Origin of the sequence: Streptococcus sp. ST14, assembly GCF_046098195.1 — a bacterium.
Classification (GTDB): domain Bacteria; phylum Bacillota; class Bacilli; order Lactobacillales; family Streptococcaceae; genus Streptococcus.
Genome location: NZ_JBJUSF010000017.1, coordinates 1 through 23,685 on the forward strand (window position 1 = coordinate 1; position 23,685 = coordinate 23,685).

At 42.4% G+C, this 23,685-nt stretch carries 18 protein-coding genes and 1 pseudogene; 1 reads left to right on the plus strand and 18 read right to left on the minus strand.

What is annotated here, in order from left to right:
• From padA to ACIY19_RS06655, 7 genes and pseudogenes are all read right to left on the minus strand, one after another.
• Positions 1-4,920, minus strand: a pseudogene (padA, locus tag ACIY19_RS06625) (LPXTG-anchored isopeptide-forming adhesin PadA); the annotation flags it as partial.
• 61 nt (positions 4,921-4,981) lie between these two features.
• A complete protein-coding gene (locus ACIY19_RS06630) occupies positions 4,982-5,569 on the minus strand; it encodes a TlpA disulfide reductase family protein (protein WP_070696344.1) in 588 nt (195 codons plus the stop codon).
• A 395-nt stretch (positions 5,570-5,964) separates the two neighbouring features.
• Positions 5,965-7,311, minus strand: a complete 1,347-nt coding sequence (gene glnA, locus ACIY19_RS06635; RefSeq protein WP_409003004.1) for a type I glutamate--ammonia ligase — start codon at positions 7,309-7,311, stop codon at positions 5,965-5,967.
• Positions 7,312-7,347: 36 nt separating this feature from the next.
• The gene (gene glnR, locus ACIY19_RS06640) at positions 7,348-7,704 is read right to left on the minus strand and encodes a transcriptional repressor GlnR (protein ID WP_000659548.1); all 357 of its coding nucleotides are present in this window, start codon (positions 7,702-7,704) and stop codon (positions 7,348-7,350) included.
• Positions 7,705-7,780: 76 nt separating this feature from the next.
• Positions 7,781-8,308 (minus strand): FUSC family protein, encoded by a 528-nt coding sequence (locus tag ACIY19_RS06645; RefSeq protein WP_409003005.1) that lies wholly within the window; start codon positions 8,306-8,308, stop codon positions 7,781-7,783.
• Positions 8,309-8,443: 135 nt separating this feature from the next.
• Complete coding sequence (locus ACIY19_RS06650; RefSeq protein WP_409003006.1) at positions 8,444-9,643, minus strand: phosphoglycerate kinase; 1,200 nt, start codon at positions 9,641-9,643, stop codon at positions 8,444-8,446.
• Between the two features lie 249 nt (positions 9,644-9,892).
• On the minus strand, positions 9,893-14,350 hold the full coding sequence (locus tag ACIY19_RS06655; protein WP_409003007.1) for an endo-beta-N-acetylglucosaminidase: 4,458 nt from the start codon (positions 14,348-14,350) through the stop codon (positions 9,893-9,895).
• 334 nt (positions 14,351-14,684) lie between these two features.
• Here ACIY19_RS06655 and ACIY19_RS06660 point away from each other — a divergent pair, with 334 nt between their 5' ends.
• Complete coding sequence (locus tag ACIY19_RS06660) at positions 14,685-16,316, plus strand: Na/Pi cotransporter family protein (protein WP_409003008.1); 1,632 nt, start codon at positions 14,685-14,687, stop codon at positions 16,314-16,316.
• 95 nt (positions 16,317-16,411) lie between these two features.
• Here the strand turns inward: ACIY19_RS06660 and ACIY19_RS06665 are convergent, their stop codons facing one another.
• From ACIY19_RS06665 to racE, 11 genes are all read right to left on the minus strand, one after another.
• On the minus strand, positions 16,412-16,708 hold the full coding sequence (locus ACIY19_RS06665; protein WP_409003009.1) for a bacteriocin immunity protein: 297 nt from the start codon (positions 16,706-16,708) through the stop codon (positions 16,412-16,414).
• Between the two features lie 18 nt (positions 16,709-16,726).
• Positions 16,727-17,791, minus strand: coding sequence for a glutamyl aminopeptidase (gene pepA, locus ACIY19_RS06670; protein ID WP_409003010.1), 1,065 nt, complete (start codon positions 17,789-17,791; stop codon positions 16,727-16,729).
• Positions 17,792-17,892: 101 nt separating this feature from the next.
• Positions 17,893-18,144, minus strand: coding sequence for a membrane protein insertion efficiency factor YidD (yidD, locus tag ACIY19_RS06675; RefSeq protein ID WP_000821620.1), 252 nt, complete (start codon positions 18,142-18,144; stop codon positions 17,893-17,895).
• Complete coding sequence (locus tag ACIY19_RS06680; protein ID WP_084942783.1) at positions 18,144-18,866, minus strand: pseudouridine synthase; 723 nt, start codon at positions 18,864-18,866, stop codon at positions 18,144-18,146. The genes yidD and ACIY19_RS06680 overlap by 1 nt, the downstream gene beginning before the upstream one ends.
• A complete protein-coding gene (gene scpB / locus ACIY19_RS06685; RefSeq protein WP_409003011.1) occupies positions 18,853-19,422 on the minus strand; it encodes an SMC-Scp complex subunit ScpB in 570 nt (189 codons plus the stop codon). Before scpB ends, ACIY19_RS06680 begins: the two co-directional genes overlap by 14 nt.
• Before the next feature lie 18 nt (positions 19,423-19,440).
• Entirely contained in the window at positions 19,441-20,169 is a 729-nt protein-coding gene (locus tag ACIY19_RS06690; RefSeq protein ID WP_409003012.1) for a segregation/condensation protein A, read from the minus strand.
• Positions 20,169-20,903: a site-specific tyrosine recombinase XerD gene (xerD, locus tag ACIY19_RS06695; protein WP_409003013.1), complete on the minus strand. Its 735-nt coding sequence runs from the start codon at positions 20,901-20,903 to the stop codon at positions 20,169-20,171. The genes ACIY19_RS06690 and xerD overlap by 1 nt, the downstream gene beginning before the upstream one ends.
• A complete protein-coding gene (gene cbpB, locus ACIY19_RS06700; RefSeq protein ID WP_409003014.1) occupies positions 20,900-21,361 on the minus strand; it encodes a cyclic-di-AMP-binding protein CbpB in 462 nt (153 codons plus the stop codon). Before cbpB ends, xerD begins: the two co-directional genes overlap by 4 nt.
• Entirely contained in the window at positions 21,358-21,879 is a 522-nt protein-coding gene (locus ACIY19_RS06705) for a metallophosphoesterase (RefSeq protein ID WP_001118939.1), read from the minus strand. Before ACIY19_RS06705 ends, cbpB begins: the two co-directional genes overlap by 4 nt.
• On the minus strand, positions 21,855-22,865 hold the full coding sequence (locus ACIY19_RS06710; protein WP_409003015.1) for a nucleoside-triphosphate diphosphatase: 1,011 nt from the start codon (positions 22,863-22,865) through the stop codon (positions 21,855-21,857). The genes ACIY19_RS06705 and ACIY19_RS06710 overlap by 25 nt, the downstream gene beginning before the upstream one ends.
• Positions 22,823-23,617 (minus strand): glutamate racemase, encoded by a 795-nt coding sequence (gene racE, locus ACIY19_RS06715; RefSeq protein ID WP_000370379.1) that lies wholly within the window; start codon positions 23,615-23,617, stop codon positions 22,823-22,825. The genes ACIY19_RS06710 and racE overlap by 43 nt, the downstream gene beginning before the upstream one ends.
• Between the last annotated feature and the right edge of the window lie 68 nt (positions 23,618-23,685).

Consider the following 23,685-nt stretch of genomic DNA (forward strand, 5'->3'; position numbering starts at 1 on the left):
CTCAAGCGCTTGACCATTCAATTTAGCACTTGAAGTTCCTGCGAATTCAAGAACGTCTACTAGTGTATCTGTGACTGAGAAGGCTGTCGCATCTTGCGCTACTGTTGTTTTCACGTTGTAAGTGAAGACTTGGTCACGTTTGTCAAGAGTTTCAGCTTCTTTGCCGTTCACATCTTTCTTGATTTCTGGTTCTTCTGGTGTTGGTGGCGTTACTGGAACTTCATTGGAATCCTTGTGATATTTCGGATTGTGATCGATGTCGTAAGATGCCTTGTTTGGAATTTCAGTCTTACCATCTTTGGTTACATAAGCAGACAAGTTGGCATTATCTCTAATCTTAGCCTTGAAATTCACTTCAATAGACTTACCAGCATCTGCTTTTACAGAAGCTTCTGTAAAGGCAACTTTGATGACTTGACCAGAAAGTGTCACTGTCGCCTTCGATCCTGCATCCTCACCATCAAGTTTAACAGTAGCTGAAGCATTCTCACCGACAAATTCTAGAACTTCTTTCAACTCGTCTGTCATCTCAAACACAGTTGCGCTGGCAGGCATTGTTGTTTTCAAAGTATAAGTAAATTCTTCATTACGTTTTGCAAGATCGTAACGTTCTGCTCCGTTTACTTCCTTCTTAAGCTCTGGAGTAGTGGTTGGTGGTGGTGTAACTGTAACTGGTTTTGATTCTTTCTTAGAATCAGGATTATCATTAATGATGTAGCTAGCAGTATTTGGTACTACCGGCTTGTCTTTTGATTCATTTGGATAAGTCGCTAAGAGTGCATCAAAGGTAATGCCTTCCTTCACCTTAGCCTTAAATGAAACTTGTACAGCTTTACCAGCATATTGTTTCACTTGCTCTTTACCAAATGTGACCGTCAAACGTTGACCTTCTGTTGTTACAGTGAGGTCTTGAACAGCTTGGCCATCAACAGTGACCGTTGCTTCTCCTTCAAATGCCAATTCTTTGACGATATCATCTGAAATGGTGAAGCTATCTGCCACATGTGGAACCGTTGAGTCAATCGTATAAGTAAAGATTTCTGATAACTTACCAAGATCTGCGTGTTCCTGACCATTCACCTTCTTCGTGATTGGTGGTGGTGTAACAGTGACCGGCTTGGTTTCTTTCTCACCTTGTTGGTCATTCTTGTTGGTGTAAGTAATCTTAGCTTTGTTCTCAATAGATGGAACAGTTGAGCCTTTCTTCACTTTGGCATGAATCACGAGCTCTACTTCTTGGTTACCGTAGTCACCCGCATTCGCAAAATCTTTCATCGTTGCAGTCACGGTTTGACCTTGAACTGTTACATCGAAGAATTTCGCTGCCGCTCCCTTGATTTCAGCTTGACCTGGAGTCAAGTTCTCATCCAAGGTATCCGTTACAACGAAGGACTTGTACGTTGTAATATCATTTGGCAATTTCGCTTTGATATTATAAGTAAAGTCGGTTTCTGCCCCGATTGTTGCCTCTGTCAGTGTTTCGTTGATTTTCTTATCAACACCTGGTTCTGATGGAGGGGTTACGGTGACAGGTTTCGTTTCTTTTTCTCCGCTATGACCGTTCTTATCTGTGAAGCTGAACTTCGCAGTATTTGGAATGTTGATACGAGTCACTCCATCATTGATCTTAGCCGGAATAATCAATTCCACTTCTTGACCAGCAAGAGCTGTAGCGTTCGCAAAGTCCTTCATCGTTGCAGTCACGGTTTGACCCTCAACTGTTACATCGAAGAAGGCTGCAGCTGCTCCTTTGATAACTGGTTTGCTTGAAGTTTCATTGATAACTGACAAATCTCCTTCAAGTGTATCTGTAATCACAAATTTCTTGTAATCTGTAATATCTGTTGGAAGTTTTGTCTTAATGTTGTAGTTATACGCTTGACCTGTCGCGATATCTAAGTGATCAAGAGTTTCATTGATCTTCTTCGTTACAGGAGGTGGCGTTACGGTGACAGGTTTCGATTCAACTTCTTTCTCTACATTATTCTCATTTGTAAAGGAAATAGAAGCCTTGTTTTCAATGATTGTGCCTGTCACACCATTTTTAACTTTTGCAGGAATGACTAGTTCAACAGTTGAGTATTTTGCAAGTTCACCAAACTGACCATCCTTCACCGTTGCCGTAATCTCTTGGCCATTGGTGTGGATATCAAAGAGTGCCGCTGCAGAACCTTTAATACTTACGTCTCCTGCAAGTTCCAAATTAGCATCCAGTGTATCACGAATCACAAATTTCTTGTAATTAGCAACATCACTTGGTACTGCTGTTGTAATGTTGTAGTTGTATGGTTGCCCATCAAACGTTTGGAAGCTATCCAAGTTCTCATTAATCTTCTTATCAATAGAAGGTTCTTGTGGTTTTGGTGGTGTAACCGTTACTTTATTCGATGTTTTCTTGATATCATTCAAGGAAACATCTGCCGTGTTAGGTACTTTAATTTGACCATCTTCCTTATATTTAGAAAGGTCAGCACCCGGACGAATCTTAGCCTTGAAGGTCAATTCTAGGTATTGAACATCTTTAGTCTTACGACGCGTTACCTTACGTGAGATCTTTTCGAGTTGAGTTTTATCAAGAGTCAGTGAAACAGTTTGACCTTCAACTTTTGCAGCAGTTTTCAAGTCAGTATTATCTTTTTCACCAAGTTTTACATTCAAGCTATCTGCCTGAACTTCCAACTCTGAAACAACTGTATCCGTAAGGCTAAATGTATCTGCAATGCCTGGCCATGGAACAGTCACTTTGTACTCAAAGAGTTCCTCTTCTGCCTTCAAATCTTCATGTTCTTTGTCATTAACCTTCTTCGTAATTTCTGTTACAACTGGAGGTTTCACGTAAACTGGATTTGAACGGCGAATGGTACTTGGTTTGTCAGCTGTTTTAGCATGTTTACTTGGATCAGGATTATTATCCTCACCATTCCACATGATATTACCCTGGTTCAGCAAACCGAAGCCATCATTATCCTGAAGAAGGGCCATGAATTCTTTGCTCGCTTGATTATTGCGATATTGCTCCTTCAAGCGAACGGTAATGGTCATTTTAGCTTTTTGAAGCACTAAGTATTCATAACCATTCACACTTGGTACATCAGCAACAACAACTTCACGTTCGTTTCCGAGATCGTCATTTTGTTTCACTACACGAGTCAAGATTTGACCTTGTGGTCCAGAAGCATGATGACCTACGACTTCCAAACGGTAGTCAAGTGGGTCAGTCAACATAACGTTTTTCTTAAATTCATAAGGAACGTTGTTGAAGTTGTAATCTACTGTATAAGTAAATGTCTCGTCTTTCGCAGACAAGTTTGCAGCATATGATGGTTTTTTGCTCAATTGAAGTGGATCTTCAATAGTACCAGTGTCATTACTTGCATCTGCATCGACAATTTTCTTGGTAGCACTTGGGTAACAGTATTCAAGTTTTTGAACTTCTACTGTTTCGTCGTGGCCACCGATTTTTTGAGTTTCAAAGTCACCGACTTTAAACGTACCTGTCAATTCAGGAACTGGAACTTTTTCCTTAGCTGGTTTATAGTCAGCTGGAGGATCTTGTTCATCGTCTTCGTCTAATTGTTCAGCGTGAGCTTCTTTACTCAAGTCATAGTCAAAGTCGTTCTTACCAGGGTTGAAGACACTTTCTGGTACAGAGATCGTAACATTGTCACCATCCTGTTCAATCTTACCACGGATTTCCTTGGCAGGATCTTTCACTTCAGACACAATTGTCTTACCGTTGATACGAACAGCGTCGACCTTGTAACCAGAAGTAACAGTAAATTGTCCCTTGATGTCTTCCTTAACGAGAGCGGCACCTACAGATTTCAATACACGAGATGAGAATTTCTCGATGTCGTTTTGCTCATTAACATAGAAGGAAACATCCTTACCATTGATGGTTTTGTTCGGAGAAGCCATGCCTTCCAATGCTTCGTGGAAGATTGCTTGAACCGAACGGTCGTCTCCGATGTCGAAGTAATTGCCAAAACCATTTTTATAAACATCGTAGTACTGGTCCTTATTATTAGCAAAAACCTTAACGTCTTCCCAGAAACCTACAACTACGGTTCCATTTGGTCCAACAACTCCCTTAAGAGTTTCCCCAGCATCTTTTACTTCCTTCACACGACTTATAATATCTTGGGAAGCTTCAGAAATTCCTCTAAAGTTCCATTTTTGCCCAAGAATGGTGTTACGAGGGCCACTATAGTCCAATCGAACCTTACCATCAGCATTACGTTTACCATTAGCAACACCGTCCGTAATCACGAGGAAGACGGTCTTACGATCGTTAGCCATACTACCTTTACTATCGTTATACTCTTTGATAGCGTCTTCGATGGCTGGAACTGTTGGAGTTCCTCCGTTTACCTTAATGTCGTCAATGAAGCTATGGACGGTGCTTTCATCTGATGTCAAGTTAGAAGACTTATACTTATAATTATATGCGGCTCCCCAACCATGATAGATAGTCGGAGTTCCTGTAAAGTCTTGGGTGTTATACCAGTTATATCCGTCCGCACCTTGGAAGCTAGCAATCATGACGCGGTCTGTTGTGTCTGGGTTATCAGTCTTAACCAAACGAGGGTTGTTCTCGTCGTACTCTTCTTCCGTGACAAAAGTCGTCAACGTTTTGAGGGCTTTTTTAACACTAGGAATAGTGTCTTTAAAAGATCCACTCGCATCCTGCAAGATAACCAAGTCAATTGGTTTTCTTGGTAGACGCCAGTTAATTTCTTCTGTCGTCTCTATTTTACGGCTACATCCACTTTGTGTGATTTTTGTTCTTTTCCCGACTTGTGTTGTTTCAATACCTTCTGCTGAAGCCGTTCTACCGAAAAGCACACTTGCAAATCCTAACGGAATAGATATGAACAAAATCATGAACAAAATGGAGACCTTTTTAATGAAATCTCTCATAATTTTCTCTGAAATCCTATTGTGATTTCTTCTTCCTCCTTTTTCCCGAAATGAATGTATGTTAGTTTAGCAATTCTTGTAACTCTGTCGAGAAATTTTCAGCAGTGGTATGATTTACTAATACATTCTTTACCTGTTGCTGTTTTGTCACAAGATACATACTTGGTATGGTTTGAACCTGTAAAAGATCGGCTGCGGACTGATCTTCGTCATAATAATAGGGGAAAGTATATCCTTTTTCTTTGATATACTGATCAGCAGTTTCCTTTGTTTCTTTTCCTGGTTCGTTCATATTCAGAAGAACAAAATGAATTTGATCTCCATACTTTTCATACATCTGCTGAACAATGGGTAGTTGTTTCTGGCAATGCGGACACCAACTAGCCCATTCGACAACTAACATAGGTTTATCATACAGTTCCGAGATAGCAATCAATTTGCCATCTTGAGAGGTCATTTTAAATTCTGGAAGTTGTTGACCTTTTAAACTCAAAGCCGTATTGTTCTTATCACTAGAAGTTGATTGCGAAACTGACGATGAACCTATATCTCCATCCTTAGTGGGGCGGGTGTAATAAAGTAAACCCACCGCTAAACCTATGATGACACCCACCGCTAAAAATGGTAGCCACCACTTGTCTTTTTGCATAACATCTCCTTTCCTTTAATAGTATAATACAACGAATAAGTCTTGAGTAAATAACATATTAATACAATCAAACAAAAACTGCGACTCATTCATTCCAAATAATATTTTATCATTTACTATTCATTTATACAAGCAATACGTTGTCAGATAGTAAATTTTTTTTTTAAAAGTAGAAAATCGCCATTAAATAGCATCATTGTACAGTTTTTCTAACCATAAACTTGATTTCGTTTTCTGAGATTTGTCAGAATATTCCCGTTTCCGATGCATAATTGTAAGCAAGCCAAGAAATATGAATTGCCTATATTACCTATACTAATATTTGCATCAAAATACTTTTATAACATTGCAAAAAATAAAAAAGATTGCCCATTCGGACAACCTCTTTTCTGCTATTAATACAAATCAAGATAATTATCAACTTCCCATTGTGAAACAAAGGTTGCATAGCTAGCCCACTCGATACGTTTGGCTTCAAGGAAGCTCGTATAGATGTGTTCACCTAGGGCTGCCTTGACCACTTCATCCTCAGTCAAAGCTTTCAAAGCATTATGAAGAGTTGATGGAAGGTCGGTAATCCCAGCTTCCTTACGCTCTTCTGCTGTCATGATGTAGATATTTTCTTCGATAGGAGCTGGTGCTTCGATTTTGTTTTCAATACCATGCAAACCAACTTCCAAAAGAACCGCCATAGCGATGTATGGGTTTGCCATTGGGTCCACTGAACGCAACTCAAGACGAGTTCCCATACCACGTGAAGCAGGTACGCGCACAAGTGGCGAACGGTTACGACCAGCCCAAGCAATGTAAACAGGCGCTTCATAACCTGGAACCAAACGTTTGTATGAGTTAACTGTCGGGTTCATGATGGCAGTATAGTTGTAGGCATGATTAATCAAACCGCCAAGGAAATGGTAGGCCGTTTCTGACAACTGCATTCCTTTTGGATCATTTGGATCAAAAAAGGCGTTATTTCCTTCTGCATCAAACAAGGACATATTACAGTGCATACCTGATCCAGCAATACCAAATTTTGGTTTGGCCATAAAGGTTGCATAAAGTCCGTGTTTACGAGCAATGGTTTTAACAACGAGTTTAAAGATTTGAATCTTATCGCAAGCACGGAGAACTTCATCGTACTTAAAGTCAATCTCATGTTGTCCAACCGCAACCTCGTGGTGACTTGCCTCTACTTCAAATCCCATTTTGGTCAAGACATTCACAATCTCACGACGTGTATTGTCCGCAAGGTCAGTAGGCGCCAAATCAAAGTAGCCACCCTTGTCATTCACTTCAAGTGTTGGGTCTCCATTTTCATCGAGCTTAAATAGGAAGAATTCTGGCTCTGGCCCAAGGTTGAAAGATTTGAATCCTACTTCTTCCATATGACGAAGAGCACGTTTCAAATTACCACGAGGGTCACCTGCAAATGGTTCACCTTCTGTTGTATAGACATCACAGATCAAACCTGCAACACTTCCATTTTCATCTCCCCATGGGAAGACTGTCCATGTATCCAAGTCTGGGTACAAGTACATATCTGACTCATTGATACGTACAAAACCTTCGATAGAAGATCCATCAAACATAGCCTTATTTGACAAGACTTTATCTAACTGTTCATCTGTAGCAGGAATTTCGACGTTTTTCATGGTTCCCAAAATATCTGAGAACATGAGACGGATAAAGGTAACATTTTTTTCCTTGACTTCACGACGAATATCTGCAGCTGTGATTGGCATGAGTTTTCTCCTTAATGTATGACTACTTGCGGTTGCCTAACCGCGACCAAAAGGTGACCGTACTGAAGCAAAGCGACCCTGTTGGAGGAGTTCATTGTGAAGTGCACGACGCACCTCAGTCTGACTCACCGCTTTCTTGGATTTCGCTTCACGTTCAGCATATTTTTTCTTAATGGCAGCGATATTATAACCTTCAGAGATATAATCTTTGATTTCAAGCAGACGATCCATGTCATTCAAGGAATACATGCGACGGTTCCCTTCGTTTCGATCAGGCTTAATCAACTCTTGATCTTCATAATAACGAATCTGACGCGCCGATAGATCGGTCAACTTCATAACACTGCCGATAGGAAAAACAGCCATATTTCGGCGAAATTCTTTTTCCTTCATTTACAATTTCCTTCTTTCTGTCTATTATAGTCTAAAAAAAGACAAACGTCAATTGATAATGTTATAAAATGTAACATTATTTTTCTTTTTTCTCAAAAAAGAGCCGAATGCGGTCAATATCATAATTTACGAGAATTGCGACAAAAACTCCCATGAAAGTTTCTGATATACGCGCAAATACGTACAAAATCGTCTCGCCACTCGGAATCGATAGGGTAATGATTAACATAGCCGCTACACCACCAATTACACCTGCTTTATTATTCATGGCTACATTTGTCATAATGGTTAACATGGTGCAGATTGGAACAACTACTAAAGTTACCCAAAAGGCTTCATGGAAAAAGGTATTTAATAGGAAGAAGACCAGTGCATAGAGGCCACCGATACTATTTCCTAGAATACGCGAAGTCCCAAAATGAACACTCTTATCAAAGCTCTCCCTCAAGCTAAAAACGGCTGTCAAAGCACCGATTTGAAGACCTTTCCAGCCAAAAAAGCCAAAAATCAAGAGAACTAGAAAAACAGCAATACCTGTTTTAAAGGTTCGCATACCAAGTTTGAACTGGGATTTATCGAATTTATATTTTTTAAAATAACTCATAATCTCAACTTTCTCTTTCCATTTTATCATAAATTGGCTGATTTTATGAGCAATAGTTGAGAGGAAGCGTTTTTATTTTAAGCAAAAGAAAAGAGGAACTTTCACTCCTCTCTTCTTTGATCCATTTATGAAATCTTATTTTTCTGTCAAGGCTGCAAGTCCTGGAAGAACTTTACCTTCAAGAAGTTCCATTGATGCCCCACCACCAGTAGAGATCCATGAGAACTTGTCTGCACGACCAAGGTTGATAGCTGCGGCAGCTGAGTCACCACCACCGATGATTGATTTCACGCCTGGTTGTTTCACGATAGCGTCCATAACACCGATTGTACCAGCTTGGAAGTCTGGGTTTTCAAATACACCCATTGGTCCGTTCCATACAACTGTCTTCGCACCAGTTAACTCTTGATCGAATTTAGCGATAGATTTTGGACCGATATCCAAACCAAGGAATCCAGGATCAACCGCTTCACCTTCAGTGTCCTTCACTTCAGTATAGTCAGCAAATGCGTTTGCTTCTTTTGAGTCAACTGGCAAGATCAATTTACCGTTTGCTTTTTCAAGAAGAGCTTTCGCAACATCCAATTTGTCCTCTTCTACAAGTGAGTTACCGATTTCGATACCTTGAGCTTTGTAGAATGTGTAAGTCATCCCACCACCGATAAGGACTTTATTAGCTTTTTCAAGTAAGTTTTCGATAACACCGATCTTGTCAGAAACTTTTGAACCACCAAGGATAGCCACGAATGGACGTTCTGGAGCTTCAACTGCTTCTTGGATGTAGGCAATCTCGTTTTCAAGAAGGAAACCAGCAACTGCTTTTTCAACGTTTGCTGAGATACCAACGTTAGATGCGTGTGCACGGTGAGCTGTACCGAATGCATCGTTTACGAAGATACCATCTCCAAGTGATGCCCAGTATTTACCAAGTTCAGGATCGTTTTTAGATTCTTTCTTGCCGTCAACATCTTCGAAACGAGTGTTTTCAACCAAGAGAACTTGTCCATCTTCAAGAGCGTTAACAGCGGCTTCCAATTCAGCACCACGTGTAACACCTGGGATAAATTTAACTTCTTGTCCCAATTTAGCAGCCAAGTCAGCAGCTACAGGAGCAAGTGATTTACCTTCTTTGTCTGCTTCTTCTTTTACACGTCCAAGGTGAGAGAAGAGGATTGCACGTCCACCTTGTTCAAGGATGTACTTGATAGTTGGAAGAGCTGCAGTGATACGGTTGTCATTGGTAATCACGCCATCTTTAACAGGTACGTTGAAGTCAACACGAACGAGAACTTTTTCCCCTTTCAAGTCAACGTCTTTAACAGTCAATTTTGCCATTAGATATGACTCCTTCTTTTTTTATACGTGTTAATTATATCACAAAATCAGCAAAAGAGATAGAAAAACCCTAAACTTTTCTTGTTCTTTCTTATAATTGAAACTAGCATTTTTTATGATAAAACCTAGAAAAACCTTGCCAAATAACTAATAATTGAAAGAAAAACTAGTTAAAATAAGGCCTGACTGCTTTACAGTCAAGCCTTGTTTTTTAATTTTCATGAGAAAATCCAAAATTCGTAAATCCGATTAGTCTTCTTTCTTCTTTCTAGCAAGCAAGCCATAGCCGCTCATTACTCCGAGAAGTCCCAAGGCTACTAGACTGGCATCTGTTTCTACACCAGTATTTGGAAGTTGATTTGTTGCCTTTTCAACTTTTGCCGATGCTGCTAAAGACGCTTGGTCTGTTGTTTGTGAGTCTAGCTCTTCTTTTGTTCCAACTTCTGTGATTTCTGGGATAGCTTCCTTAAGAACTTCAGTTGAACGAAGAGTGCGATTGCCTTGGGCATCTACTTCTACTAGACGACGAACTTGGCCTTCCGCTCCTGCTTGAACTAGCTGGCGTTGTCCTTTGAGAAGCTCGGCATTTGGTCGCTCCTGACGTTCAAAGGCTGTTGTTTCAGTTTCAACAACTAGTTCAGGGAGGACTTCAACTGTTGGAGCCACTTCATTTGGATCCATGCTTCCAACATGATTGCTTTCTTCTGCAGGTGCTAGTTTCTTATTCAACTTTTCTTTCATGTCCGCAAAAGCTTGTGGAGTTGGTGTTTGTGAAGACAACAAAGCTTCAGCTTGGGCAATCAACTCATCTTGAGAATCTTTTTCACGGACGGATTCGAGCAAGCCTTCCAATTCTTCTCTAGCAGTTTGATAACGTTGATTTCCATCCAAGTCTGTCCCTGCTTGTTTTAATTCATTCAAGGCTTTGTTGACTTCTTCTTGACTGGCATCATGGTTTTCTGCAACAGCTTTCGCTGCATTAAGTTTCTCTACTAGTACAGCTTGTTTGTTCTCACTTGAGAAGGTATAGGCAAGGGTTGACTGGCGACCTTGGGCAGCAGTGATTTCTTGTTTGAGGTACTCATCGTTGACAGCTGCTTTTGGAGAAACCAAGACATCGAACTCAGCAGTGTGTCCCTTGTAATGCAAGGTCAAGGTTTGTCGTCCAGTCTTCTGAGCATCATAGCCCGTGATTTCAACACCTTGATCCGTAAAGGCATGACTTTCTTCCGTCTCATCATCATAGAGGACACCGAAGCGACCTTCAGAGAGATCCAGTTGACCCCCTACTAGATAGTCTGTTTTTGGTTTCTTAGTAATATACAAGCCCGCTACTTCTTTTGGTTTTCCTTCATCTTGTCCTGTCACTTGGACTTTCAGATCACCTGACACTGGTAAACCAAGGTATTGAAGTGTTAGGTTTTGTTCCCCTTTTTGATGAGCGTCGTATCCAGATACCGTCACACCTGAGTGAGTAAGGTTAATCAGCTCGTCGGCTTGTCCCCCTTCGTATTGAACACGGAGGGTTCCGCCTCTGAGGTCGAGATTTTCACCTTCTTTATAAACTGTCTTCTTAGGTCCTTTTTCAAGGCTAACAGATTTAATTTTTCTTTCATCCTGCGGAATCGCTACAGCCAAGGTGTTACTGATTTCTTTGCCAGGTAGTTGGGTACGATAATAGAGGAGATTTGGTTGTTTGTCAAAGGCCAATGGTGCTGTTGCCAAATCGCCACCAGTTTCAGTCTTCAAGGTTGCAATTGGTGTTTGTGAATCTGCCTTGTCGTAAACGGTGATGGTCGCACCTGCTGGAACATCAGAGAAGCCTAGTTGAACTTGGTGGTTTCCAAGTGAACGAGCAGCTACCTTAGCCATTGGAATATTTTGACTTTCTGTGTCCAAGGTTTCGTACATCTTCCAGTTGTAGATACGAATGGCCTTCCAAGGTGTTCCGTTATCAGATGTAATGACATGCAAACGCCAGTCTTGCGCGGTGATTGGTTTATCAAGAGTGATATCCGTAACGTGCGCTTTATTGCCACGGACTTCCTTAGCTAGTTTCCACTCGCCATCAGTATCCTTGTAATAAAGATCAAAGTCCTTGGTGTTCATCAAACCATCGTTAACAGACTCACCACCAGCTCCCGCATGATCCATCACCCATCTGACAACACGACGTGGTTGAGTCAAACGAATATCGACACTACCGCTCAATTGTCCTGAAGACCACTTGTCTGACAGACTTGTAATGGTACCGTTCAACATACCTTCGATGCCTTCCCCGCCTTCAGTATTGGGGAAAGTGCTACCAATAACCGTTGCCCCTGGAACAATATTTTCAGCCAAAGGTCTTGGGAGAGTTGTATCCTGAACAGTCATGCCCCAGTTGAAGGATGCCGTCGCCGCTTCTGAACGGAGTCCATTTTTACCAACTGCAACGACTTTCAATTCTTGAGTCGTACCAGTCGCATTAGCAGAACGGCTAACTTTTGGCAAGTAGATGGTTGAAGCAGATGAACCTGTCAACAAACGCCAGTTGTCACCGTCTTTTTCGTAGACTTCATAGAAATCTGCGTCTTGGTTACCCGAAAATTGAACCACTGCTTCAGCTTCTTGGGCGTTCTTAAGAGATTGCTTCACCACAGAGAGACCTGTAGGTACTTGTGGCGCTTGGTGATTGTCCGTGATCGTTAATTGTCCTAGGTTGAACTGATAATCTTTTACAGCACCTTCATGTTCGAAGAAGAGTTTAACTGCATAGATGGTTTTACCTGCCAGTGAGCTAAGGTCAAATTCTTCATTCTTCCAGTCATCAGAGAGAGTCAGTTCTTTCCATGCAGCTGCATCCTCAAATTTGTAGTCTGGAGTCGTAGAGAAGGCCATATAAACTTTGGAGCCTTTTCCTCCCTTGTGGGCAACCCGAAGTTTGGTTTTCTCCGTTACTTCTAGTTTAGTAGAATACAAATTCACATCTTGGTCCGTCTTACCAGCTACATCACCTGAGAATTTAAGGGAGTTTCCGCCATTGTAGGCATCTGTAAAGTCATATTCTGCACGGAGTTTTTCACCTGTTGAAGTCTGCCACCAGCGCCATGTTGGCAAGACACCTGAAACAGAACGGTAGTTCCATTCAGAATCCTTAGAAACTTTGCCATCTACAAACCACTTTCTACCATGACCTGTATTAAAAGAGGTAGTGAAGGTCCGGCCTACTGCTGGAGTGCGGTCCGCAACTAAATTGGCAATTCCATACCACTCTTTATCACCTGGTTTTTGAGCCGTTGGATCCCCTTGGTAACCTGTGAAGAAGATGTCTTCGTTCTTGTGGTAGTCTTCACCTGTTTTTCCTAGACTGGTAATCGTATCCGGCGCAAAAAGTCCAAGTGACAAGCGCAACTTGCCATTTTCATCTAAGAGAGCATCCCAGTTGACCTTGGTCTTATATGATCCACCTTGTTGTAATTCCAAGCCTGCAAAGACATCATACTGGCTACGTTCTAGCCATTTTGCCATCTCTACAGAGTGGTCATTCTTTTCCTTGTTCCAGTTGAAGTTAGCAAAGAATTGATCTGCAGGGACCTTGTCACCTTCCTTTTGCATGAATTGGTAGTTGTAGTCTCCCAAGCCATCTTCGTGGTAACGGCCGTATTTGTAGGTCATGGCATCGTACCAAGCATACTTGATTGGGTGGTTGACCTTAGCTGCGTATTCTTTTGTATAGAGCATGAATTGGCGCATTTTTTCACCAAGAGGTGCTACCAATTCCCCCGTTGTTTCTTGGTTGATGAAATAGCCATCAAATCCATAGTATTTAGCGAGATCAACGAGTTTGCGTGCAATTGGGAAAGTGCCATCTTCATCTTGTTTCAAGGCGGCGGCAAATTTCTCTTGGTCAGCAATGCTGTTTGACCAGTTGAAAAAGAGTGTTCCATAAACGGGAACTCCGTTGCGGTGCCCTGCATCAATGACATCTGGAGTTGGAACTAGACCTTCCCAGAAGACCATTGAATCCAAGTATTGCCAGTAGTCAAAAGCATAGGCCTTGAATTCCTCACCACCGACAGAAGCGTGGTCTTTAGCCTTTGAGTTGGTATTTGCTAGCGCCTGAACCTTGGCTCTTCTGCTTGCTTTTTCGTTAACCAACTGACCTCTATGGCGCTTGGCGAGTTCAACTGAGGAACGATTGATGGGATCATCCTCACGCGCACCCGGTTCCCATTTCAACAAATCATCCCAAGTATCAAATTTGATTTCTTTTGGTCGGAGACTCTTTTCTTCATTTTTAGGAACGTCTGCTAGAGTCGGTTTGTCGGCCTTCTTCTCAGCCACTTGAGGAGCTTCCTCTGGTTTGATTTCTTCTTTTTCAGTTGGTTGAGCAGGTTTTTCAGTTTTATCTGTCGGAGCTGGCTTTGCCTCTTCTTTTTCATTGAGAAAATCAGCTATTGCTGGAGTGTTTTCTGAAATTGGTTGCTCAGCTACTTTGTTCTCTGTTTCCTCTAATTGCTTTTCGATAGCTGCAGTATCTGGATTAGTTGTCTCACTAGTACTTGTAGCTTGAGCGCTCGTATTTGCAACTGCCTCAGGGACAGCAACCTGTTCTGCAAGAGCTGGGCTCGCAAATAGAGCTGAACCAATCATCAAGGAACAAGCCCCGATGGACAGCTTACGAATACTGTAACGGCAACGTTTTTCAAAAAATAGATCTTTCATCTTATCCTCCTAATATAATAAAAAGTAAGCGCTTTACTTTTTAGATAAAAAGCAACTGTTCTTAGTGGGCACCACCCGAACAGGATCATCTTCATTTTATCTTATATGAAAGCGATGTCAATATACTTGACACAAAAACTATAACTAGGATAATAATCAGTAAAATTTGGACACAATCCTATCATTTGACTCTCTTACAGTAAATTTATCCTCTATTTTTAGAGAAAGTTACCTTTTTCTTATGAAAATTTCCATTAAACACTTGTTAGATTTCCTATTATCCTTTAAAATAGAATAGGAGAAATTCCGCGATTATTTTTCGGAGGAAAAAGAAATGTCCATTAATTGGCAGGAAATTTTATTTCACTTTTTAGGTGGTCTGGGACTATTCTTATATAGTATCAAGACCATGGGAGACGGTTTGCAACAAGCTGCTGGAGATCGCCTTCGTTTTTACATTGACAAATATACCAGCAATCCGTTCTTCGGTGTGCTAGTTGGTATCGGTATGACGGCGCTAATTCAGTCAAGTTCTGGTGTCACAGTCATTACAGTGGGGCTAGTCAGCGCAGGACTTTTGACCTTGCGTCAAGCTATCGGTATTGTCATGGGTGCCAATATTGGAACTACCGTTACATCCTTTATCATCGGTTTTAAGCTAGGAGATTACGCCTTACCAATGCTTTTCATCGGAGCGATTTGTCTCTTCTTCACCAAGAATCGCTCTATCAATAACATCGGACGTATCATTTTTGGTGTAGGTGGTATCTTCTTCGCTCTCAATCTTATGAGCGGTGCAATGGAACCTCTAAAAGACCTGCAAGTCTTTAGAGACTATATGGTTGAACTAAGCAAGAGTCCTATTCTAGGTGTCTTTGTCGGAACTGGACTAACCCTACTCATTCAGGCTTCATCCGCCACTATCGGTATCCTACAGAATCTTTACGCAAGTGGTTTGATTGATCTACAAGGTGCCCTACCAGTCTTGTTTGGTGATAATATCGGAACGACCATTACAGCTATTATTGCTTCTCTTGGAGCTAATATCGCTGCCAAACGTGTTGCTGGTGCCCATGTCGCCTTTAACGTGATTGGTACGGTTATCTGTATTGTCTTCCTTGTACCTTTCACTGGCTTGATTCAATGGTTTGAATCTACACTCAATCTGGCTCCAGAAATGACCATTGCCTTCGCCCACGGAACCTTTAATATCACAAATACTATTATCCAATTTCCATTCATCGGAGCCTTGGCCTACTTTGTAACCAAGCTCATCCCTGGTGAAGATGAAGTTGTCAAGTACGAGCCACTTTATCTTGATGAGCATTTGATTAAACAAGCTCCATCAATCGCTCTCGGAAATGCCAAAAAAGAACTCCTTCACTTGGGAAATTATGCTTCTAAAGCCTTTGACCTTTCATACAACTACATCATTGACCTTAATGAAAAGGTAGCTGAAAAAGGCCACAAGACAGAAGAAGCCATCAATACCATTGATGAAAAATTGACTCGTTACCTTATTACTCTTTCAAGTGAAGCCCTTAGCCAGAAAGAAAGCGAAGTGCTCACCAACATCCTGGATTCATCCCGTGATTTGGAACGGATTGGAGACCACGCAGAAGGGTTAATCAACCTAACAGACTATCTCCAACGCAAGAATGTTCAGTTCTCTGAGGCCGCTTTGGAAGAGCTAGCTGAGATTTATCACGCTACCACTGAGTTCATCAAAGATGCCCTTGATAGTGTGGAAAACAACGACACTGAGAAAGCTCAAAGTCTAATTGAACGCCATAAAAAAATCAACAATATGGAACGCATTCTCAGAAAGACCCATATCAAACGCCTTAACAAGGGTGAGTGTTCTACACAAGCCGGGGTCAACTTCATCGACATCATTTCCCACTACACTCGTGTGTCTGACCACGCCATGAACCTTGCTGAAAAGGTCATTGCTGAACAAATTTAAAAGGTAAGAAGCCACCTTAATTTAGGTGGTTTTTTTCGTCTCCTCATCAAGAATGGCTTTTCTGACATAAAAAAATGCTTTGATTCACAATGGAATCAAAGCATTTTAAATAGCTCTCCAAACATAATAGCAGAAACTGCAGTGCCTCTGTACTTGGCTTCTTCTTTTTTGATAAAACGCGCCAAATTGATCAATTCAGGTGCTGGGTGTTTGGGATTGGTGAGCAATTCACGGGTGACCAGTCCTGAGAGACGGACTGCTAGTAACTGCTCATTTGTAGTAGGCAGTTTCTTAGCAGTCTCTAGGAGAGCAGCGACTAAATCGTCACTCAAGCCCTGACGGGCATGGTTGTAGAGGTCTTTTATTAAGCTTTCTAGATTTGCTTCCGCCATCCGGCACCTCCCTTATGTTTAATAATTTTTAATCAAATCAACCGTTGAACGATCCAATTTTTTCACCAAGGCTTGCAAGAAAGCTTGAGCTTCTAGGAAGTCATCCATCGCGTAGAGAGTTTGGTGAGAATGGATATAACGAGCGCAGACACCGATAGTTGTAGATGGGACACCACCATTTTTCAGATGAGCTGCTCCAGCGTCCGTTCCGCCTTTTCCACAGTAGTATTGGTACTTGATTCCAGCTTCTTCAGCCGTTGTCAAAAGGAAATCCTTCATACCCGGGAGAAGCAAGTGACCTGGATCGTAGAAGCGAATCAAGGTGCCATCCCCAATCTTGCCTTGCCCACCGTAGACATCACCAGCAGGTGAACAATCAACTGCCAGAAAGACTTCTGGGTCAAACTTAGTTGTGGAAGTATGAGCGCCACGGAGACCAACTTCTTCTTGGACATTGGAGCCAAGATAGAGTTCATTGCCAAGTTTTTGACCTGACAAGGCTTGAGCTAGCTCGCTTACCATGAGAACACCGTAGCGGTTGTCCCAAGCTTTTGAGATGATATTTTTTTCATTGGCTGTCAAGATCGCTGAGCTATCTGGTACGATGGTGTCACCTGGACGGATTCCAAAACTTTCTGCTTCAGCCTTGTCCGCAAAACCGCCATCAAAAATGATATCCGAAATAGCTGGCATGGTTGGTCCACCTGTTCCACGTGTCAAATGTGGCGGAACAGAACCTGAAATCACAGGAATTTCACGACCATCACGAGTAAAGAGTTTAAAGCGTTGGCTGCTGACCACCATGGGATTCCAACCACCGATTTCAACGACACGGAAGGTACCATCTAGCTTGATTTCGCTGACCATAAAACCAACTTCGTCCATGTGAGAAGCGACCAAAACACGCGGTGCATCCGCAGCTTCTGAATGTTTAATACCAAAAATACCGCCCAAGCCATCTGTCACCACTTCATCCACATGCGGTGTCATCTTTTCACGAAGATAAGTCCGGACAGGCGCTTCATGACCTGAGATTGCAGGGATTTCTGTTACTTCTTTGATTTTTGAAAATAATGTTGTCATATCAGTTCCTTCTTTCTGTCCTCCATTTTACCACTTTTTATAGGAGAAGGGTAGTGGAAATCTTAATCTTCCAACTTCCTTTCTAGAGTAAACAAAAAGAATCAGGCTGATTCTTTTTGTTTATGATTCCGTTTGAGTGAAAAGTGATCTGGGACGGGATCCTTTCCTATTTTCGACCAGGGATGACAACGCAAAATCCGAGCCAAGCCCATCAAAACACCCTTGAAACCATGTTTTTCAATAGCCTGAATCATGTAGTTGGAACAAGTAGGCTCAAAGCGACAAGAGGGTGGAAAGGCTGGTGAGATAAAACGTTGGTAAAAGCGTACTGGCGCTATTAAAATTCGTTTCATTATTTCTTGGTTACCGCCATGGTGTGTAGTTGGCTGATTTCTTTTTTATTGAGGCGACGAGCTTCACCTGGACGAAGCCCCGTCAAGTCTAGATGTCCAAAACGTGTCCGAGACAACTTATCCACTTGGAGGCCGACAGCTTCAAACATCTTTTTAACCTGATGGTTGCGCCCTTCATGGATAGTCAACTGTACTACAGAGCGATTTTTAACTGGATCTACTTTGAGAATTTCATAAACAGCTGGCTTGGTTTTCTTGCCCTCAATCTCCACTCCACGAGTCAAGGGGCGAAGATTTTCCTTATTGGCAACACCTTTAACACGCGCGACATAGACCTTGTCAATCTCATTACGTGGGTGAATCATCTCGTCTGTAAAGTCCCCATCATTGGTCAAAATCAAGACCCCTGACGTATCCCAGTCCAAACGTCCCACAGGGTAGATGCGCTCTTTGACATTGGGCAAGAGGTCAACAACAGTCTTGCGGCCCTTGTCATCTGTCACACTGGAAATCACTCCACGTGGTTTGTTAAGCAGATAGTAGACCTTTTCTTCGTTGTAGATAGGTTGTCCTTCAACTTCAACCTTGTCGCCAGCCTTGATGGTCGTTGCTAGTTCACGCACCACTTGGCCGTTGACCGTCACCAAGCCTTGCTTGATCAGCTCTTCTGCTTTTCTCCTACTGGCCACACCTGCGTGGGCAATATATTTATTGATTCTCATCTTCTTCTATCCTTTCACCAAATAATTGGCTCTCTTGAGCTTGAATCTCAAGCTCATCAATCACTGGCAGTTCTTCCAAATGGTTAATCCCCATGTAATCTAGGAAATAATCCGTAGTCACATAGAGGTTGGGGCGACCCAACACTTCTTTTTTCCCGTCTTCTTGTATCAAGTCAAAAGCCTGCAACTTTGCCAAGGCTCCACTCGAGTTAACCCCACGAATAGCATCAATCTCAATTCGGGTAATCGGCTGCTTGTAGGCAATGATGGACAAGGTTTCAAGAGCAGCCCGAGACAAACTTTGGTTGATGGGTGCCTTGGAGTATTCCTTCAAAATCGCTGCAAATTGAGGCTTGGTCACCAATCTGTATGCTCCCGCTGTCTCAATCAGGGACAAGCTCGAATCCTGGTCTTTTTCATACTTTTGGGCTAATTTTTCTAAACTCTGCTGGATGCCTGTCGGGGGAAGCGACAGGAGTTCAGCCAACTGACGAACCCGAATCCCATCTTCACCTGCCACAAACAAGAGCGCTTCTATTTCTGCTAAAGTACTCATCTTTCCTCTCTATCAAGTCTAGCTTTGTGCCTCTTGACTTTCTTCCTTCTTTTCCATGAGATAGATATCTCCGAAACTCTCCTCTTGCACGAGGGTCAGTTCCTGGGTTTTGATTAACTCTAGGGTAGCCAAAAAGAGGGTAATGACCTCTTGGACATTCTGAGCTTCCTTGAACAAATCCTGCAAACGTAACTGGTCTCGTCCAGTCAAGGACTCTTTCACGATAACCATCATGTCCTCAATCTTATACTCATCCCGCAAGATGGTCGTGTGGTTCTGAGCGAACTCCTCTTTTTTCTTGGCTAGGATATTTGAAAAAGCCAAAAAGAGGTCAATGGTCGTCTTGTCATGTACAAGCTCCGCACCCTCGTAAATCAACTCTGTCGGCGCTTTGGAATAATACTGGGCCCGATCTTGGTGCTTAGCCTCCAAGTGCTCACCCAAGAGTTTAAACTTACGATATTCTTCGATTTGGGAGAGGAGATCCTGCTCCAGGTCATCCTCCAAATCTGTCACTTCTGCTACCTTTGGCAAGAGCTTGCGGCTCTTGATCAGCATGAGCTGACTGGCCATGACCATGTACTCACCAGTCACTTCCAGACGCATGGCCTGCAGAGTTGAGACATAGGCTAGATACTGTTCGATGACTTCTGTAATGGGCACATCGTAGATATCCATCTGGTACTTAGAAACCAAGTGCAAGAGCAGATCTAGGGGTCCTTCAAAATCTTTTAATTTAATATCCATTATCTATATTTTTCTAAGGTCAGGACTGTTTTTAATCCTAATTTTTTTGCAATTTCATACAAATCGACCTTGTTTTCTATCTGTCTTAGAATGAACTGTTCCCGCAAGGCTTGAGCGGATAAGGTTGGGAAACCTTTCTCCTTGACAAAGGACTCCAGCTGACGAAAGGCCCACTGACGAGAATAGACTTTCCCTCCCCTTTCAAAGAGATAGGTCTGCCCCATCAAGGGTTCTAGCTCTGGAATCAAGGTCGTGGGTATGGTGACAATCCTCTGTTGGGAAGCCTTGCTGATTCGCAACACCTGAAAATCCAGATTGATATCTGCAACCTTAAGGGCTAAAATCTCACTAGGCAAGAGCCCTAGCTCCAAGATAAGAAGCGCCAGCAAGCGTCCTTCTGGATAATTACTTTCCTGCCAAAAAGAGTCTAGGTCTAGAATCTCTGGCTTTTCAGTCTTCTTTTCAGCTTGTTTGGTTAATTCCAGACGGTAAAAACTGTCCACCTCTCCTATTTGATAGAGAAAGTAGAGAAATTGATTACAGGCCGAAAGTTTTCGCTTCTGGGCACTCATTTTTAGATTGGCTAGCTGGGATTGGTAAATCTTGAGACTAGTTTCAGAGATCCGCTCACCTACAATGTCTATAAATTGCTCCAGATCATACTTATAGGACTGCTTGGAATTGGCAGACAAACCCTGCTTTCCCTCTAAAAAGTCTGAAATCCTATCTCTCATTTGCATCGAATCTCATATTCCTTACTAAAGTCATGCAAGAGGGCATTAAGTGCTTTGAGAATGGACTTGCGCGTAATAATCCCCTGGAAGATGCCATTACTATCCACAACAGGCAGGAAAGGCTCATCCACCAGTTTATGGAGGACTTCAGTGATGTTATAGTCTGGAGCGACGACTGCCACATCTGTCTTGGTCATATTGACGATATCTGTCGTTGCCATCTGTTCATCTGTCAAACCTTGCTCCATTTGATAAGCCAAAATGTCTCTCAGACCAATGGTTCCGACAAAGCGTTTGTCAAATGTCACAACAGGGATACGAGTATAGGTGATTTGACTCAACACTAAAATCGCATGATCAGCATTGTGGGTATCAATCAAAGCTGCTAGATTCTCAGCAGGGGTAAGAAAAGTCTCTTCCTGCTCCAATAAAAATGCTTCAAATTCCTTGGCAATCATCGAGCAAACTCCTTGGACAAGCCTGGATAAACCTCATGGTCACGTGTCAAAAAGTCTACTTTAAAATAGCTGTCATCAATCTCCACTCGAGCATAGAGACATTCTCTGATAGTCCCTCGTGGTTGGCTGATGGAGCCTGGATTTAGAAAAAGAGTCTTTCCTTCCATCCAAGCATTTGGCACATGCAAGTGACCATAGAGACAGATATCGGCATCTTCTTCCTGAGCCCAATAGTCCAACTTTTGAAAGTTGAAATTGATATCAAACAAGTGTCCATGCGTCTGGATGATCTTGGTTGGACCAAGTTGAGTCACCAACCGTTCTGGGTAGCCAGCATAAAAGTCCATATTTCCTTTGACGACATGGATGCCTTCCCAGAGCGGAGAGTCTGGACGGAGTTCTGAGTCACCATCGTGAAAAATGGCATCAACTTTACCCAGATAGCGGTCACGGATTTCTTCGACAATCAAGCTATCGCCATGGGAGTCACTCATTACAATGATGGTTTGCTTTGCCATGATGGAAATACCTCCAAAAGTTTCTTAACGGCTAAGGCACGGTGGGATTGACTATTTTTTTCTTCAAGGGTTAATTCGGCTGATGATTTACCAGTTTCTCCTACTAAGAAGAGCGGATCATAGCCAAAACCATTTTCACCCTTGGGTTCAAAGTTGATATAACCTGGCCAGTCAGCTTCGACAACCAAGCTTTCCTTGTTTGGACTAGCTACGACTAGGGTTGTGTGAAATTGAGCTGAGCGATCCTTGAGGTCAAAGACCATAGCCAATTCGTGCAAGAGCTTGGCATTGTTTTCACGGTCAGTTGCTCCCACACCTGCAAAACGAGCTGACCAGACTCCTGGCAAACCGCCGAGGACATCGACTTTGAGACCTGAGTCATCTGCCAAAACCATCTTGCCTGTTAATTGGGAAATAGTTTCTGCTTTAAGTCGAGCATTTTCTTCAAAGGTCATGCCAGTTTCAGCAACTTCAGGCAGATCTGGATAGTCATTGAGATTTTCCACATCGTAGCCTAACTTGTCAAAGATAGCTCGGAATTCCTTGGTCTTTCCTTCGTTACGAGTCGCAATGAGCAGAGTTTCTCTGACCTTGCTAGTTTCAAAGAAGGTTTCCACTTCAACTCCTTCTTTAGGCAATTCGACATGCAAAAGCTGTCCATTTTCAATCAAGAGCAGGGCACCCTGACGTTGGATGACTTCTAGATTGCGACCTGCTTCTGCATTTAAAATCTCAACGATAAAGGAGAGCAGACGAAAATTAGAAGACCAGCGCATCACCGTTATCGTAATTGGAAAGCCATTTTCCTCGTCACGAAAAATCCGCGCTAAATCTATAAAATCAAGCTCGAGAGGATCTTTGATAAGGCTATAGATGCCTCCATAGACATCCCAGACACCGACATACCAGTCCTGGTCATCCTTGTATTCGTAAATTTTGTTTGTCATAAAGTTACATGCTCCACATGAATCTCTTTTTCCAGCCATTCTGCTCCAATTTGGGCAAAACTTTGGCTATTGGCTGTTGTGTAAAAACGATGTTGAAGAGGTCCCGCATCTCGGCTACGGTTGATTTCAAAATAGTTCAGCAAAACCGAGATATCCCGTACACACTCTGCCCCACTATCGATGAGCTGAACCTTTGGTCCCATGACATTTTGGATGATAGGGCGAAGGAGTGGATAATGGGTACAACCCAGAATCAAGCTATCCACCTTGCCGACCAAGGGACGCAGGGTTTCATAAACCACTTTCTTGGTTACACTAGTTGATAAGGCACCAGATTCAACCAAGGGGGCAAACTTGGGACAGGCCAAACTTTCCACCTGTAAGTCTGGATCCAAATCATGAATTTTCTGACGATAGATGTCTGATTGTACCGTCATGGGAGTTCCAATCACTCCGATTTTCCCGCCTTGACTGGACTTGATGGCTGCCGAAGCTCCTGGCAAAATCACACCTAGGACGGGAATGTCTAGTTGAGCCTTGATTTCTTCCCAGACGACCGCAGTCGCAGTATTACAAGCAATGACAATCATCTTGACATCCTTGGTCAAGAGAAAGTTGACCAACTGCCAAGTATATTCACGAATTTGCTCAGCAGGACGGGGACCATAAGGCGCCCGTGCCGAATCTCCAATATAGACGATTTCTTCATGGGGAAGCTGGCGCATGAGCTCACGAACAACAGTCAAGCCCCCGACACCTGAATCCAAAAAACCAATTGGTCGATTATCCATACAGTCTTCTTTCTAGTCTTTTTTCTGATTGATAGTTCATTATGATTCCTTGTCCTAAATGAACGGAT